Here is a 16,632-nt window from a genome sequence, read left to right on the forward strand (position 1 = left end):
ATCAAAGTCCTTTCGATGCTACATACTTAACAAGGTCAATGATTCTCATGGAGTATCCCCATTCATTGTCATACCAGGCAATTACTTTCACCAGATTGCCTTCCATAACCATGGTGAGGAGGCTGTCTACGGTGGAGCTGACATCGGTGGTAAGGAAATCACTGGAAACCAGCGGTTCATCGGTGTAGGCCAGAATGCCCTTCAGTTCTCCTTCCGATGCTTCTTTCAAAGCTGCATTCACTTCTTCTTTCGTTACATTCTTTGAAAGTTCTACCACCAGGTCTACCAGGGATACATCGGGTGTTGGTACGCGGATAGCCAGACCGTTCAGCTTGCCTTTCAGTTCAGGAATAACAATGCCGATGGCTTTGGCTGCGCCGGTGGAGGTAGGAATGATGTTTTCTGCTGCCGCCCTGCCTCTTCTGGGATCTTTCTTATGGGCCTTTTCCAGAATAGCCTGGTCATTGGTGTAGGAATGAACAGTAGTCATAAGTCCCCGTTTGATATGGAACTTTTCATGAAGCACCTTCACCACCGGTGCCAGGCAGTTGGTCGTGCAGGATGCATTGGAAATGATATTGTCTTTTTCCGGATCATAGGTATTTTCATTAACGCCCATGACGATGGTGGCATCGTCATCTTTGCCGGGAGCCGTAATGATAACTTTCTTGACTGTTCCTCTGATATGCTTGCCAGCACTGACCTTGTCCTTCAGCTTGCCCGTGGATTCAACTACGATTTCAACGCCATAAGCGCTCCAGTCCAGGTGTTCCGGATCTCTGTCATGGAATACATGAACCCGTTTTCCTTCAATGATCAGGTCATCACCATCAATTTCCACCTTCTTGCCCAGGCGTCCATGGACGGAATCATACTTCAGAAGGTAAGCCGCAGTTTCTACACCGCTGGGGTTATTGATGGCCACCACGTCCAGGTCATCCCTGTCCAGCATGCCGCGGAATACCAGTCTGCCGATTCTGCCAAATCCGTTAATACCAATCTTTGTCATAATGTTAGTACCCTCCTGTGATTGACTTGGAACGCCGTTTCTATAAAGAGAAGCCGGCGCTGCCTTGTATGATTGTTTTACCTGCACCTTCATCAGTAATCAAGGTTCCCCGTATACCGGCTCTGGCCATGGCAAGAATTGCGGGGCCCTTGTGACTGCCCCCGGCTGCAACTAAGACATGGGGAATAGAGGAAATATCTTCCCTGGAAATCCCGGCATTGTAGAGCCGATAGAGAATCTTCCCGTGAATATCCGCATAGAGGCCAAGAGCTTCGCCCACTGCTTTTTCCTTGATCAGCCGACGCCTTACATCTTCCGGAATCTCCAGCCACTTGGACTGATCCTCCGGCTCATCCACCCCTGTCACCAGGATATCCGTTCTGGAAAGGAGCCTGTCGATTTCTCTGAACTGGGGCAGTTCCTTCTTTACCCGAAGGAAAAGCTCGGGACTTAACCCGTCCGGTATATGGATGATATGATACTCACCGCCCAGTTTTTCCGCCATACGGGCTGCCACAAAATTGGGCAAATATTCCACCCGGTTGCCAAAACCACCGCGGGCAGGAACCACATCCACCTTCATGTGAAGGGACGGCAGGGCTTCCGCCATACCTGCCATAATCGGACCTCCGCCTACGGCGATAACAAAATTATCCCGGAGAAGACGAAGCAGTACAAAGGCCGCTTCCTGGCTGATTTCATTTTTCACAGCCGGTGTATCATCCAAATCCCCTCTCACCACAATCACCTTCTCCATTGAAAGAATCTTCTGCAGTTTATTTTCCATGTCCGAAAGAGATGGACTTTTCTGGAAATAAGGAGCCAGCGGCTCAATCAGTGATTCTCCCTTGGTGGTGAGACTCATGCCCGAAGGACGAGAAAAAAGAAGACCTGACTCTTCCATTTTTTCAATGTGCTTACGGACCGTGTTTTCAGAAAGCTTCGTCTGCATGGCGAGAAGATGCCTTCCCACCGGCCCGTTGTCGTGAATCTGCCGAAGAATCTCGTACCGCTCCTGAGCCTCTGCCATCATTTCCGGCAGAAAGAGCATCATCAAAGAATCTTCTTTCAACCATATCACTTCCATCCATTAAAAAGTGCGGAATCATGCCAAGTCTTACCTTTTACAGTATATCACGCCGTCATTAATACTACAACATCTATGTAAAAATATAGTAATACGTATACCCTATATTTCAAAAGTATACCAATTAATTTGCTGCCTTCTAATTTGCTTTTTCCTGAAACCATGAAAATTCCTTAAATTACGGGCTGAAAAAAACAGGAAAATACTCTTTCCATAAATTCATACCATGAAGTCATAATATTCTTAAGTTCAATAACTTTTCAGTATGAATTTTTTCCCGAAAAAGATAAAAATTTTTTCTCATAAAAGCCATGGCCTCCACAGAAAAAATGGATATAATAAGGGCAGAACCATAACTATTTCAAAGTAAGGGAGGAATCATTATGCCGTGGAAAACAAAACTGACAAAACTCTTATCCATTGATTATCCGATTATCCAGGGAGGCATGGCCTATATTTCCGATGGCCTCCTGGCTGCTGCCATGGCCCATGCAGGCTGCGCGGGAGTCATCGGTTCCGGCGGGTTCACCACCGACGAAGTGCGGGACAATATCCGCCGGGCTAAAGATATTCTGGGACCCAGAGGAATCTTCGGCGTGAACCTTATGCTCCAGGCTCCCAATAAAGACGACGTGGCTCAGATTATTTGTGATGAAAAGGTACCCTTCGTCACATTAGGTGCCGGAAACCCTCTGCCCTGGTTTGACGATCTTCACCATGCCGGCGTGAAATGCATTCCTGTAGTGCCTAATGTGAAACTGGCCAAAAGAGTACAGGATGCCGGTGCCGACGCCCTGGTGGTGGAAGGTATGGAAGCCGGCGGTCACGACGGCAAGCTCACCCTCATGGCCCTCCTGGAAAACGTACTTCCAGACATTGAAATTCCCGTCATCGCTGCCGGCGGCATTGTAGACGGAAGAGGCATTGCTGCCGCCCTCGTTATGGGTGCCTCCGGCGTACAGATGGGCACCCGTTTCCTTCTGGCAGAAGAATGCCGTCTGCATCCTAAGGCAAAAGAAGCGATTATCAAAGCTCAGGACACGGACTCCACAGTCACCGGATTCACCACCGGTGACAGCGTACGAGGACTCAAAAACGCTTTCTCTGAAAAATACCTGAAAGCAGAATACAGCGGCTCTCCACTGGAAGAACTCATTTCCCTGGCCGTCGGCACCACCAGAAAAGGAGCCGTGGAAGGGGATACGGAAAACGGCTACGTCCTGGCCGGCATGTCCCTTACCCACCTCACCAGAATTCAGCCGGTAGAAGAAATTGTAGAAGAACTGGTTTCCGAGACAGAAAGAACACTGGCCGGAGCCAAGGGGCTGATTTGAATTTTATGCCCTCTGGGGCAGAAGGGGCGCGGCTGCGCCGCAGGTTGCGTAGAAAGGTTGTGTCCCCAGAGGGGAAACGACTCACTACGTTTTGTGCGTCGCTTTGCTCCTTCACCCACTGCTGTCACTGACTCACTGGATTTTCAGGTCGCTGATGCTCCCTTACAAATCCAGTTCGCATAGTGCATCCACTGCTGTCACTGACTCACTGGATTTTCAGGTCGCTGATGCTCCCTTACAAATCCAGTTCGCATAGTGCATCCTCTGCTGTCACTGACTCACTGGATTCTCAGGTCGCTTTGCTCCCCTACGAATCCAGTTCGCATAGTGCAAAATGTGTTCGCTGTGCATCGCTGCCGCTCAAGGGGCAAGGCCAAAGGGTTCAAAGGGTTCAAAAGGTTCAGAGGGTTCAGAGGGGAAGGATTGCCGCCGAAGGCGGCAATGATTTTATATGCCGCCTTACGGCGGCCAGCGGTAAACGGATAGCAGATAGCCGTCCCACTGTCTCACTAGTACACCAGCTCACTAGTTCACTAGCTCACCAGCCCACTTTTCCCCACATAAAAAAGCCATGAAATGATATCTCCTTTGAGATTCCATTTCATGGCTTTTCATATTTCCTATGATGTATGAGATGTATGATTAGATTTTAAAGCTCAGTTTTTCTACAGTTGCTGCCAGTTTCGGTCCAATTTTCGGCACGCCCTGTACGTCTTCCGGCTTCACAGCCCGGATGACCACAATAGCTGTCAGGTAAACCACTCCGCCTACACAGATAGCCGCTAATGTGGCAAGGGTATTGCTGTGGATGAAACTGAAAGCTCCGTGGTAGGCCCCCAGAACAGCAGCACCCATGATGCCGGCGGCGACGAACAGTTTCACCGTGTGAAGCATATCCATGGTATATCTTCTGTATTTATAGAGGAAAATCAGATTCAGCACGGCTGCCACGCCAAAGTCAGCGTTAGTGGCCCAGGCTGCCCCAAGCACACCCCAGGCGGGAAGGGCGGTAAGATTCCAGGAAAGAAGTACCTTTACCGATGCGGAAATGACCATGTTAATGAAAGGAATGGCCGTTTTGCCCATGCCCTGCAGAACACCGGTAGTAACCTGCTGCACTCCCAGAAGGAATACGCCAAAACTCATGACTGCAATGCAGGGGCCCGCATCAGGGGTCGCATAAAGCATGGCAGAAATCGGGGTGGCAATGACGCACATGCCCACGAAAGCAGGAATCGTAATGAGATTGGCCAGCCGCATGGCGGTGTCGGTCCTCTTCATCACTACATCTCCCCTTTTCTGAGCAATCGCTTCAGAAATGACAGGCACCAGGCTGGCCGCCAGGGAAGCGGTCACAATGGTGGGCATATTCACGAGGGCCGTAGCCATGCCGGTGAGATAGCCGAAGAGAGTCGTCGCTTCTTCCACCGCAAACCCTGCCACTTCCAAACGCCGGGGCACAATGAAAAGGTCGATGTTGGATACGATGGGCAGCATAATATTAGCCAGTGAAACGGGGATGGCCAGCACAAGAAGCCTTTTGATAATGTGGAGGGCACTTTGCGGTTTAATGGAAGGATCCTGCTCAGAAGCCAGTTCTTTTCGCCAGCCTCGGGTCATGTAATAGAAACCGATAAGGACCACAATGCCCATGAAAGCACCGGGAGCCGCACCCAGCGTAGCACCGGCAGCACCGAATTCAAGGCCGTAAGGCAGAAGGATGACAGCAAAGGCAATCATGGTCACCACCCGCACCACCTGCTCCAGAATCTGGGATACTGCCGTAGGCGTCATAAGCTGGAGACCCTGGAAATAGCCGCGCAGCGTTGCCAGAAGGGTGGCGCAGAAAACAGCCGGAGAAAGAGCAAGAAGAGACCAATAGGCACGGGGATCGCGAACGATGCCCGTATCCACCAGCCACTGAGCGCCAAAGAAAAGAAGGACACTGAAAAAGAGCCCTGTCAGCACCAAAGCTGCCATGGAAATACGAAATACTTTCTGTCCGCCGTGATAATCGTTTAACGCATTTCTCTCTGCCACCATGATGGAAATAGCTACCGGAAGACCGGCAGAGGATACGGAAAGACAGAGGAGATAAATTGGATAGGCCATTTGGTATAGGCCGATGCCCTCCCCGCCCAGAAGACGGGACAGATAGATACGACTGAACGCACCAATAAATTTAACAATAATACCGGCTACTGTCAGAATCAGGGCACCCTGGATAAATGAATTTTTACGCATTTTTCACCTGTTTCAATAGGAAATAGATTCACAACTCATATAGTCATATCAGATTTCAGAAAAATTGTAAAGCATTATGGCCGATTTTTATCTGAACCAGTCCAGAAGGATGGGAAAATGAGAAGCGTTGAAAGGGCCGTGACCGCCGCTTTGAAGGTAATGTTTTATAGTCACCGCTGCCTTCCTTTCCTCTCCAACCAGAATACAAAAACAGGAAGAGGATTTCGGCCCCGTCATCTTTGAGATGACCGATAATAAATATCAGCCGATGGAAAGGAACCGACTTAGGGAAGCACTGATTAATTCATAGAGTTTTCTTTTATAAGAATTTTTATGCACTGTTTCGTCATGGGCTTCCTTAAATAGCTCGCTATTCGCGTCAGCCCATTCCTCGCATTGCATAAAAATTCAAGAATAAAAGCAAACAATGATTTAATCAGCGCTTCCCTAGGCGGTCAGCAGCAGAAAGAAAATATATTCCCACCGTCAAAACTCTACTCGCCCTTTACTTCTTTATACATTTCATCCATGAATTGGGCCATCCATTTCATTTCGTCTCCGGTAATGGCTTTTTTATTAATATTCATTTTGGCCATATGGCCGGGAAGGAGGCGGATGTAGGGAAGCATAGTCCTTGGGAGTTTCATGGGGTTCCAGCCCCGCATGGGTTCTTCGTCAGCCCAGGTAATGACGAAGGAAGCACCGCTGTCCATAATGCTTCCGATTCCAAGCTGCCTTGCCTTGACGCGGATACGGGAAATATGGAACAGTTTTTCCACTGGCCTGGTAGGAGTACCGAAGCGGTCCACCACTTCATCAATCAAGTCAGAAAGGGCCTTGTCATTTTCTACAGCAGCCAGGCGGCGATAAATTTCCATTTTCTGCTCTTCATTGGAAATATAGCTTTCATCCAGATAGGCATCCTGGCGAAATTCGATAGTGGTATTAGGCAGTTTTTTAGGCAGGGGCCTGTTTTCCCTTTTGGCCCTGAGCCTTTCCACTGCCTCTTCCAGCATGGTGCAGTAGGTGGCAAAACCGACGCTGGCAATGTTTCCATGCTGAGCCGCGCCTAGAAGATTTCCGGCGCCCCGGATTTCCAAATCCCGCATGGCCACTTTGAAGCCGCTGCCCAATTCCGTAAATTCACGGATGGTATCCAGCCTTTTTTCCGCTACTTCCGAAAGGACTTTGCCTTTCCGATAGAAAAACCAGGCCCGGGCGATTTTTTCAGAGCGGCCTACTCTTCCCCTCATCTGATAAATCTGGGAAAGTCCCATGCGGTCTGCATCATATACCAGCATGGTATTGGCATTAGGCTGGTCAAGTCCGTTTTCAATGAGGGTGGTACAGAGAAGCACATCGTATTTTTCATCATAGAAATCAAGCATCACCTTTTCCAGCTGTCTGCCCTCCATGCGGCCATAGGCAACGCCGATAGTCACATTTTCAGGAAGGATACTGCGAAGATGGTCCAGCATGGCGGGCATGGATTCTATGCGGTTATACACAAAATAGGTCTGGCCGCCCCTTTCCTTTTCACGAAGGATGGCATCTCTTACAATGGTATCATCATACTCCGTCACATAGGTCTGGATCGCATGGCGGTTGGAAGGAGGTGTAGTAATAGTGACCATGTCCCTCACGCCGGTAAGACTCATATGGAGAGTGCGGGGAATAGGCGTAGCCGACAGGGTGAGCACATCGATTCCGCTGGACCAGGATTTCCATTTTTCCTTCTGTACCACGCCGAAGCGCTGCTCTTCATCCACCACCAGAAGCCCCAGTTTCCTGCACTCTACCTTCTTGTTGAGTACCGCATGGGTGCCGATAACCACATCTATATCGCCGTCCTTTAAACGGCGCAGAATTTCTTTTTTCTCTTTCAGCGTGGTAAATCGGTTCAGGAGAGCCACATTCACGCCAAAGTTATCCATACGGTCTTTGAAATTTTTGTAATGCTGCTGGGATAGTACCGTGGTGGGACAGAGCACCATGGCTTGATAGCCGCTCATGACACATTTAAAAACCGCCCGCATGGCCACTTCCGTTTTGCCGAAACCCACGTCGCCGCAAAGGAGCATATCCATGGGCACCGGCCTTTCCATGGCCTGTTTGATACCGTCAATAGCGGTGAGCTGGTCCTCCGTTTCCACGAAGGGAAAGGTATCCTCAAATTCCCGCTGCTCCGGGCCGTCTTTGGCAAAGGCAATGCCTTTGGTGATTTCCCGTTTAGCATAAATATCAAGAAGCCTTTCCGCCAGTTCCTCAATGGATTTTCTGGCCTTGGATCGAATTTTCTCCCAATGAGCTTCTCCCATCTTGTTCAATACCGGAGTACCGCCCTCAGGGCCTATGTATTTTTCCAGAGTTGAAATCTTTTCCACCGGCAGGTAAAGCTTATCATTTCCTGCATACTGGATGGCAATATAGTCTCGATGCACGCCGGAAAGCTCGATGGTCTTAAGCCCCAGATATTTGCCGATACCGTGCACGTCCTGTACCACATAGTCTCCAGGGTTTAAGTCGGAGAAGTATCGAATCTGTCGTCCTTTGCCAGCGCCTCTCACCCGGCGGATTTTCTGTTTTCCCAGTATGTCGCCGGCAGTCAGAAGAGCCAGTTTTTCCGGGGCCATTTCATAACCTTCGGAAAGAACGCCATGCACCAGGCAGACGCTGGAAGAGGTCATATCCGAAGAAAGAGGGATTTCATATTCTTTAAGGATTTCCTTTAACTCCTCTTCTTCCGAAGCCCGGGGAACCACGAGAAGAACCTTCCATTCTTTCTTCAGGAGAGATTTTAAATCTTCAATAAAAATGGGAATCTGCCGCTGATAGTTGGTCATGGACTGGCCCTGCCAGCCGAAGATAACCGGCTGGAAAGCAGTGAGAGAACGGTTCAGCAGGGAGAAAATAATTTCCCTGTTTCCCTTCCGCCCCCTTCGCACCATGTCATTCCAGGGAAAGGCCTTTCCTCTGTTTTCCTTTTCTTCCTTGAAATAACGATTCAGATTTTCCTCGGACCGCTGGGGTTCGTCGTAAAGGATAAGTCCCCCATCCAAATAATCAAAAAGGATGCTCTTTTTTTCTTCTTTAAGAGACAGAGGCAGCACCATAGCCTTTTCAAAGCGTTCCATGGATCGCTGGCTGTCCTCATCAAAGGAACGGATGCTGTCGATTTCATCACCAAAAAATTCAATACGCAGGGGATGGGCTTCGCTGATGGGGAAAATATCCACAATATCACCGCGTACCGCAAAATGGCCGCATCTTTCGACCTGCCCCACTCGTTCATAACCGGCGGAAACCAGTTTTTCCAGAAGATCCTCTCTTCCCCATTCCTCGCCCAGGGTAAAGGTAAGGGCATGGTCTTTCAGCAGCTGAGGAGAAACGATTTTCTGGGCAGCCTCTATGGAAGTTGCCAGAATCACAGTCTTCTTCTTCTCCATGAGAAGGGAAAGAGACTGCATACGGTCCCTGAGCCGCTCGGTTCCCGTAAAAGTGACATGAAAACCAGCCTCCTCCACGAGAGGAAAAGGATGTGCATCGTAATCGGGAGCAAAGAAAGCCAGATCCTCTTCCCAGCGGAAAATGTCTTTCTGGTCAGGTACGATAATCACAGCCCTGTCACAGTTCTTCAGAAGAGCCGCTGCGGCCAGTGCTTTCTGGGACCCGGAAATCCCTGTCATCATGAGGGGTTTTCCTTTTTCGGCCAAAGGACATAGCCTCATCAGCCTTTCCCTCGTACCTTCTGCCAGCAGTGGGCCGGTGGTACGGTCTAAGGGAAAAGGATTCCTGCCATCCCTTAATGCCGCCTTCACACCGGACAAGGAAGATGCTTTTTCTTGTTCATTCATTTGCTCATCTCCTTTCCTTCTTTGTCGAGCTTCACCAGATCTTTATATCCATCAAGAGATTCAATGCGGTGATGAATGGTTTCATGGTCATAAACGAAATCCGGCAGGATTTCCTCGAGCGGAACCAGCACAAAAGGCCGCTCCCAGAAATAGGGATGCGGCAGGCGGAGAAAATCGGTCTCGCTTCTTACACAGTCACTGTATATAAGATCCAGATCCAGGCTGCGGGGGCCCCAGTGAATATCCCGTTTCCGTCCGAATTCTTTTTCTATTTTAAGGAAAAGTGTCATGAGCTCTTCCGCTGTTCCCTCCCATGCCACCAGTGCTGCTGCATTAATGAAATCAGGCTGGTCCGTCTTTCCCCAGGGTTTGGTTCTGTAAAAGGAAGAAGCCTTCAGAATGTAGACATTTTCCTCTCCCAGCCTTTTGAATGCGCTTTGTAATATACCCAGGGAATCTCCCATATTGGAGCCCAGGGCCATAATATATGTATTCATGTGTCTCAATGATGCAGGATATCCTGCAGACTCATCATTTCCTTTCTTTGCAAAGAGTGACAGAAACATCATCCAGGATGCCGGGAATAGGAGAGCCCGGCTTGTGGACAGTCGTTATCACTTTTGTCACCGGCGGGAAATTTTCCATAATATCAGTATTGATAACGCCTGCCAGTCTTTCCAGCAGTTTATAGGGGCCTCCTTCAGCCCTCTTTTTCACTATTTCATATACGGCCACATAATTGACAGAATCTTCCAGGGCATCTGTTTCTCCTACCCTGGACAAATCCAGATCCATTTCCACATCAATGTAAAAACGCTGGCCCAGCTTTGTTTCTTCCGGTTCATCGCCATGATACCCGAAAAAAGCCATACCTTTAAGGTCAATATGATCCATAGGACTCTCCTTTTCCCTGAAAAAGACGGAGCGCATCCCATACCGCAAGTTCCCGGGCTGTGGTTTTTACATCGTGGACTCTGTAAATGGAGCAGCCTTTTTCAGCGCCCCAGAGATTCACTGCCGCCGTGCCTTCATCCCGTTCATCGGCATCGGTACCAAGGATGGTGCCAATAAATCGTTTACGGCTTACACCAAGAAGCCAGGGGCAGGGGAAAGCCAGAGTAAGCTCATCAAGCCTCTTGAGGATTTCCATATTCTGCTCCGCATTCTTTCCAAAGCCAATGCCCGGATCCAGGATAATGTTCTCTGCCCTGACGCCGGCGGAAAGGGCAATTTCAATGGATTTATCGAAGAAGTGCTTCAAATCATCCATCATATCCTTTCCGTAGACTTTCGTTTCCTGGTTATGCATGAGAATCACAGGAACATCAAAAGCGGCGGCGGTTTTAGCCATACTGCCGTCATCATACTGAAATCCCCAGATATCATTGACTATATGAGCTCCTGCCTTGAGAGCAGTTTCCATGGTTTCATAATGATAGGAATCAACGGATACAGGAACCATACTCACCTTCAGCACATCAGGAAGAAATTGCATGAGACGCTTTGTCTCCTCTTCCGGTGTAAGCGCCACATGGCCCGGTCTGGTAGATTCTGCCCCCACATCAATCAGATGAGCTCCGTCTTTAATCATATCGGTGGCATGGGAAACGGCCAGGGTGTTGGAATTCCATTTTCCCCCATCGGAAAAAGAATCAGGCGTTACATTGAGGATTCCCATAACCAGGGACCTTTCACCTAATTCCAGCTTCTTTCCATCTTTCCATTCATATAGACGATGCTGTCTTTTCATGTCCATCCCCCTTAAGGAAAAATCATTTCATACCATTATAGCACGGACAGGAAGCTCCTGAAAATTTCAACAAAAAAAGCGGTATCCACCGCCTTCTTTGTGCAAGACCGCCATTGAGGAGTATGACGAATCCGCAGTCAGATTGATAATCAGGGAAATAATCATCAATGAGACCGGACAGATAAACCCGTCCCATGGCATTTCCTCCATGTAACCCTATTATACAAAATTTTTCACAAAAATCCAATAGGTTTAAAATTTTTTAATACCGGGCATGGAGCCCCTGACCGCCTCATTTCCGCTTTCATGCTTGAATTTGTGCAATGCAAAGAACGGAACAGAAAACGGGCGGCCATTACGGAAGCACTGATTAATTCATAGAGTTTTCTTTTATAAGAATTTTTATGCACTGTTTCGTCATGGGCTTCCTTAAATAGCTCGCTATTCGCGTCAGCCCATTCCTTGCATTGCATAAAAATTCAAGAATAAAAGCAAACAATGATTTAATCAGCGCTTCCTTAGGAAAATCCCATGGCCGGCAGCATATAAAGAATCTGATAAAAGCAGACTCCATAAATGAAACCATGCCCTTCACTGATTCTTCACTGCCCTTCCGTCTGACAGGGAAAAACAGGGGGGTTCTGCCCCGCCGCTGATTCCAGTAATGATAAAAAATCTTCAGTAACGGGTAATGATTTTCTGCAGCAGCGGTACCGTTCCGGCAGAGGCATCAAGCACTTCCTCCAGGTGATCAAAGATTTCTTTCCAGTACACCAGCTCTGCTGCTTTAGTTTCAGATCCATACAGCTTTTTCATCATCCTGCGAAAGCAGTCATCCCCTCTTTCTTCGAAAGTATAAATCCGACGGCAGCGGGCTTCCATTTTCATGAAGTTTTCCGAGACATCAGTGGTGTAATCCATGATTTTCTTCAGCTCTGAAAGGGATGCTGCCGACAGGCGGGCCATAAGGGTGAGTTCCTCCGGTGTTTCTCCCACCATGGCCATATCCAGCTGGCCCAGAATGCTTTTGGAAATATCTACTATATGATACATCCGTTCAATAAGCCCCCTCGCGTTATCCAGCTGGGAAGGATCCTTGTAGGCCTTATACATCCGCTCCATCAGAAGGCCGTAGGATTCTCTGCATTTCATCTTGATATCGGAGCACTCTTTATAGCTTTCGGAAACTGCCATGCGTCCTTCTGCCGTTTCTTCCAAAAGAAATCCGACTCTGCCGGTAAAGCCGGCAAAATCACGAAGTCTTTCAAAAAACTTATCTTCTTTACTCATCTGCGTCTCCATGTATGAAAATAGAAAAAGGCAAAACCATGAACCAGAGGATTCATGGTTTTACTTCTATGCCTTTGATTATAAATCTATCGTTTCTCCGGGGTGGACAATCATAACATCAAGCCCTTCCTCTGCCGCCTTTGTCTTGAAAGCGTCCACGTTCTGTGAAATCACAGGCCATGTATTGTAATGGAGGGGTATCACATGTTTTGCCTTCAGGAATTTTCCCGCCAGAATGGCATCGTCCGGTCCCATGGTGTAGTTATCGCCAATAGGCAGAATAGCATAGTCAATATCATAGAGCTCACCAAAGAGTTTCATGTCGCCGAAAAGGGCGGTATCTCCGGAATAGTAAACCACAGGGCCTTCTTTGAAGGAAATAATAAAGCCACAGGGTGTGCCGCCAGCTGCTCCGCAGCTGTGGAAAGCCTGCACCATTTTCACATCACCGAAGTCAGCATGGAAAGTACCGCCCAGATTCATGGGCTGGAAATTGGACAGGGACTTGGAGAAAAGGGCAATAACCTCGGGAATAGCTACTACCTTAGCCCCCGTGCGGAGTGCAATTTCATTGGCGTCGCCAAAATGATCGCTGTGAGCATGGGAAAGGAGGATGTAATCGCATCTTACCTTATCCGCCTTCATCGCAGCCTGCCCGTTTCCTGTAAGAAACGGATCAAAAAGGAGCCTTTCTTTTCCTGTATCAATCTTAAAGCATGCATGTCCTAAAAATGTGTACTTCATGATGAAAACCTCCTTGATTGATAGATATGAGATAATTTTGAGAAGAGATAAGCATTTTCCAGTGAAAGGGTTCAAAGGGTTCAAAGGGTTCAGAGGGGAAGGTTGACGGGGCTTCGCCCCGAGGGTTGTGGCCGCCTGACGGCGGCGGGTTGTGTCGAAGGGTTGTGAAGAGAAAGGTTCTTAAGATGGATGGGCCTTCGGCCCAAGGGTTCTTAAGTTTGACGGCCCTTCAGGCCGAGGGTTGTGGTATCGCCCTTGGACACACCTTCGGTGTGAGGGTTCTTAAGATGGACCGGCCTGCGGCCGGAAGGTTCTTAAGTTTGACGGCCTTTCAGGCCGAGGGTTGCGGATTGCCCGTTGGGCAATGCTTATGAAGTCAGCGTTACGGATTAGCTTTATGAGTCATAGGGCATGAAAAACATTCTGCTGACTGGCTCGCTGCGCTCGCCTCCCCCTATCCGGCTTCGCCGGACTTCCCCCGCAAGCGGGGCAGAATAAAGCTAACGCATAGCGAAGAATAAAGTCCCCCCGCCGGGGGGAAGGTGGTGGCGCCAGCCACCAAAAGGGGTGCATTTCCGACGCCCGCAGGGCGGTTGTAAAGGTTTTACACAAACTGGCGCCTTCCATAATTTAGAGGCGCCCTCCACAACCCTCAGCGGCATAGCCGCTGTCAAACTTAAGAACCCTCGGGGCGATAGCCCCGTCAAACTTTAGAACCCTCAAGCCCCAAAGGGGCTTGTCCATAAGGCGGTTGTATGGTTTTCGCCGCCAAAGGCGGCATAAGAAATGGCGCCGAAGGCGCCGTACCTCGCCAGCGGGCACGGTCAGCCAACCAACAGGTAAGCCCTTTAATGGGCAGGCTAAGGGCCTACTTTGGCTGACTTGGAGGTCCTATGCAGGACCTCCACAATACTATATACCTCCCGAGGGCGAGAGCCCGGAGCCCGCCTGTAAGGCGAAGCCGATCACAGGCAGAACCCTGGCAGCCCAGGGCCGAAAGGCCCGGCGGCTGGCTCAACCCTCACGCCCGTAAGGGCGTGTCAACCTTCGGGAATACTGGAAAGCATCGCGCCGGTCCCGGTCCCGATCTCGACCGCGCCACAGGCGCTTCAAACTTTAGAACCTTCGCACCGTAAGGTGCGTCAAACTTCAGCCGCGAAGCGGCTGTCAAACATGAGCCCGCAAAAGCGGGCAGCTCTTACCTGTTCTTTCTTGCCATGATTTCCTTTACTACCTTCTGCGCCACATCGGCGATGGTGATGCCCCGCTTCATACTGGTCTGCTGCATACGGCGATAGGCATCTTCTTCAGTAATATGGTAGTAATCCATAAGAAGGCCCTTGGCACGATCCACGATCTTCCGGGCAGCCAGTTCTCTTTCCATGTTTTTCACCCGGTCCACCATGTCTTTCTTCTGTCTGTACTGACTCACGGCAATCTGAATGGCAGGGAAGAGTGTCTTCTCTTCCACCGGTTTCATGACATATCCAAAGACCATGGATTTCTTGGCCTTTTCAATCATATCTTCATCACCGAAAGCAGTGAGAAGAACTACAGGAGCCAGATTATCATGAGCAATCATGCGGGCAGCCTGTATCCCGTCAAGCCTCGGCATTTTTACATCCAGAATAGCCAGATCCGGCTTCTTCTCTTTTACCAGATTCAGTGCTTCCACGCCATCGGAGCCAATGCCCACCACTTCGTGGCCTGCTTCTTCCAGCATTTCCCTAAGGTCCATGCAGATGAGAGCTTCATCATCTGCGATAACGATTCGATATTTTTCTGACATGCTATCCCTCCATCACTGACAGGGGACAATCAATATCGGCTGTCACCATATGATTTTCATTTTTCAGGGAAAATTTCCCTTTCAGTTCAATTTCCGAAAGATTCCTAACAATCTGGAGTCCCAGGTCAAAGGTTTTGGTACTGAAATCATCAGCCAGAGGATGTCCATCATTTCTGATATAAACATGAAGATCACTGCCTCGAATTTCGGTGCCCACCACCAGTGTTCCCTTTTCCATATCCTTAAATCCATGGTCGATGGCATTATGAATGAGCTCATTGGCTGCAATGGCCAGCGGTACTGCCTTTTCAGAGTCTACAATGAGACTCCGTCTTGATTTTTCCCTTACCACATTGACAGGTATAAGGGCCAGGCTGTCCACGGATAGCTTGGTAATTTTGTCCAAAAGAATATCCATATCGATCTTATCGCCGCTCTGGCTGGCCAGAATATCATGAATCTGAGAAATACCGAGAATACGGCTTACCGCCCGACGGAGCGCTTCCTTTGTGTCATCATCTTTGGCCCGCCTTGCCTGCATGCGAAGCATACCGGCAATGGTATTCAAACTGTTTTTTACCCGGTGATGGATTTCCTTAATAACGGAGTCCTTCACCAGAATTTGTCTTTCTTTTTCCCTGATGGCAGTCACATCAGTAAGTACCAGCACCGTACGTACCACCCTGCCTCCGGAAATAATAGGAAGACCCCAGGCGGAAAGAGTCATGTTTTCAGACACCTCATCGCCATAAGCAGGCTTTCCGGTCTTCATGACCTTGTCCACCAGCGGGAGCCGGACAATGGTGTGACCGATGAGCTCCCGGCTTTCCACCGCTTCCTTGTCCAGCACAAAATACAGGTCATCAGCCATGTCATTGGCATAAATAATACGTCCTCCGGCATCCAGGATAATCACACCGTCCTGGGGGCGAATGCTGTAGTAGTCAGCAGTAGAAAAAGGTACCTGCAGTGCCAGATTAGCCGTATCCGTAAGCACCTGCTGCTGTTTTACGGAATTTGCCATAAAGCACACCGCAGCAAAAGGGATACCTGCATTATCCACAATGGGATAAGCCGTCACTGCCACCGTCAGCCCCTGGTCAAGCTCCATGCGCCCCACCACTTTTCTTCCAGTGGTGAAAACATTTTCAATGACTGCCAGATCTTCTCCTAAACGGGTATCTCCGGATTTAAAGAAGGTAGATCCATGAGTATAAGATGGCTTAACCGCCATGAGTATGACGGAAATGTCATCATTCTTTCCTCTGGCGCAAAGGTATACCTGATTTCTGGAAATATCAGAAGCCAGCTGCAGTGCCACCTGCATATGGTCCAGAATCTTAGCCTGCACATCGGTGAGTTTCGTGGTGTCCCGCACCAGCGTATAGAGCTGGCTCATTTCAATTCCACGGGTCTGCATAATTTTTTCCCCCACAATAATGCAATCAGCAGTTCCTGAGGAATCGCTGATGAAATTCCTGTTCCATCATTGAATTCATATGAAATGAAACTCTTAGCGTAAATCAGCAGC

The 16,632-nt window shown here is 49.0% G+C and carries 12 protein-coding genes; 1 reads left to right on the top strand and 11 read right to left on the bottom strand.

All coding sequences use genetic code 11. The features are described from left to right. Position 1 precedes the first annotated feature (1 nt). Positions 2 to 1,009, bottom strand: coding sequence for a type I glyceraldehyde-3-phosphate dehydrogenase (gap, locus tag HMPREF9453_RS03945; protein WP_008859280.1), 1,008 nt, complete (start codon positions 1,007 to 1,009; stop codon positions 2 to 4). Positions 1,010 to 1,049: 40 nt separating this feature from the next. Further along, complete coding sequence (locus HMPREF9453_RS03950; protein WP_008859281.1) at positions 1,050 to 2,063, bottom strand: sugar-binding transcriptional regulator; 1,014 nt, start codon at positions 2,061 to 2,063, stop codon at positions 1,050 to 1,052. Between the two features lie 416 nt (positions 2,064 to 2,479). Here HMPREF9453_RS03950 and HMPREF9453_RS03955 point away from each other — a divergent pair, with 416 nt between their 5' ends. Then, positions 2,480 to 3,430, top strand: coding sequence for a nitronate monooxygenase (locus HMPREF9453_RS03955; protein ID WP_008859282.1), 951 nt, complete (start codon positions 2,480 to 2,482; stop codon positions 3,428 to 3,430). Positions 3,431 to 4,072: 642 nt separating this feature from the next. Here the strand turns inward: HMPREF9453_RS03955 and HMPREF9453_RS03960 are convergent. The 9 genes from HMPREF9453_RS03960 to HMPREF9453_RS04005 all read right to left on the bottom strand — a co-directional run bounded on the left by HMPREF9453_RS03960 (position 4,073) and on the right by HMPREF9453_RS04005 (position 16,521). Then, positions 4,073 to 5,674, bottom strand: a complete 1,602-nt coding sequence (locus HMPREF9453_RS03960) for a putative polysaccharide biosynthesis protein (RefSeq protein WP_008859283.1) — start codon at positions 5,672 to 5,674, stop codon at positions 4,073 to 4,075. Positions 5,675 to 6,168: 494 nt separating this feature from the next. Continuing rightward, positions 6,169 to 9,528, bottom strand: a complete 3,360-nt coding sequence (gene mfd / locus HMPREF9453_RS03965; RefSeq protein WP_008859284.1) for a transcription-repair coupling factor — start codon at positions 9,526 to 9,528, stop codon at positions 6,169 to 6,171. Then, positions 9,525 to 10,025, bottom strand: coding sequence for a 2-amino-4-hydroxy-6-hydroxymethyldihydropteridine diphosphokinase (gene folK, locus HMPREF9453_RS03970; protein WP_008859285.1), 501 nt, complete (start codon positions 10,023 to 10,025; stop codon positions 9,525 to 9,527). The genes mfd and folK overlap by 4 nt, the downstream gene beginning before the upstream one ends. A gap of 34 nt (positions 10,026 to 10,059) precedes the next feature. Then, a complete protein-coding gene (folB, locus tag HMPREF9453_RS03975) occupies positions 10,060 to 10,422 on the bottom strand; it encodes a dihydroneopterin aldolase (protein ID WP_008859286.1) in 363 nt (120 codons plus the stop codon). Next, entirely contained in the window at positions 10,409 to 11,278 is an 870-nt protein-coding gene (gene folP / locus HMPREF9453_RS03980) for a dihydropteroate synthase (protein ID WP_008859287.1), read from the bottom strand. The genes folB and folP overlap by 14 nt, the downstream gene beginning before the upstream one ends. A gap of 678 nt (positions 11,279 to 11,956) precedes the next feature. Further along, positions 11,957 to 12,568: a DUF47 domain-containing protein gene (locus HMPREF9453_RS03985; protein WP_008859288.1), complete on the bottom strand. Its 612-nt coding sequence runs from the start codon at positions 12,566 to 12,568 to the stop codon at positions 11,957 to 11,959. Between the two features lie 78 nt (positions 12,569 to 12,646). Beyond that, positions 12,647 to 13,312 (bottom strand): metal-dependent hydrolase, encoded by a 666-nt coding sequence (locus HMPREF9453_RS03990; RefSeq protein WP_008859289.1) that lies wholly within the window; start codon positions 13,310 to 13,312, stop codon positions 12,647 to 12,649. A 1,198-nt stretch (positions 13,313 to 14,510) separates the two neighbouring features. Then, a complete protein-coding gene (locus HMPREF9453_RS04000; RefSeq protein WP_008859291.1) occupies positions 14,511 to 15,101 on the bottom strand; it encodes an ANTAR domain-containing response regulator in 591 nt (196 codons plus the stop codon). A 1-nt stretch (position 15,102) separates the two neighbouring features. Beyond that, entirely contained in the window at positions 15,103 to 16,521 is a 1,419-nt protein-coding gene (locus HMPREF9453_RS04005; protein WP_008859292.1) for a sensor histidine kinase, read from the bottom strand. Positions 16,522 to 16,632: the final 111 nt, after the last annotated feature.

Source organism: Dialister succinatiphilus YIT 11850 (assembly GCF_000242435.1).
Classification (GTDB): domain Bacteria; phylum Bacillota; class Negativicutes; order Veillonellales; family Dialisteraceae; genus Dialister; species Dialister succinatiphilus.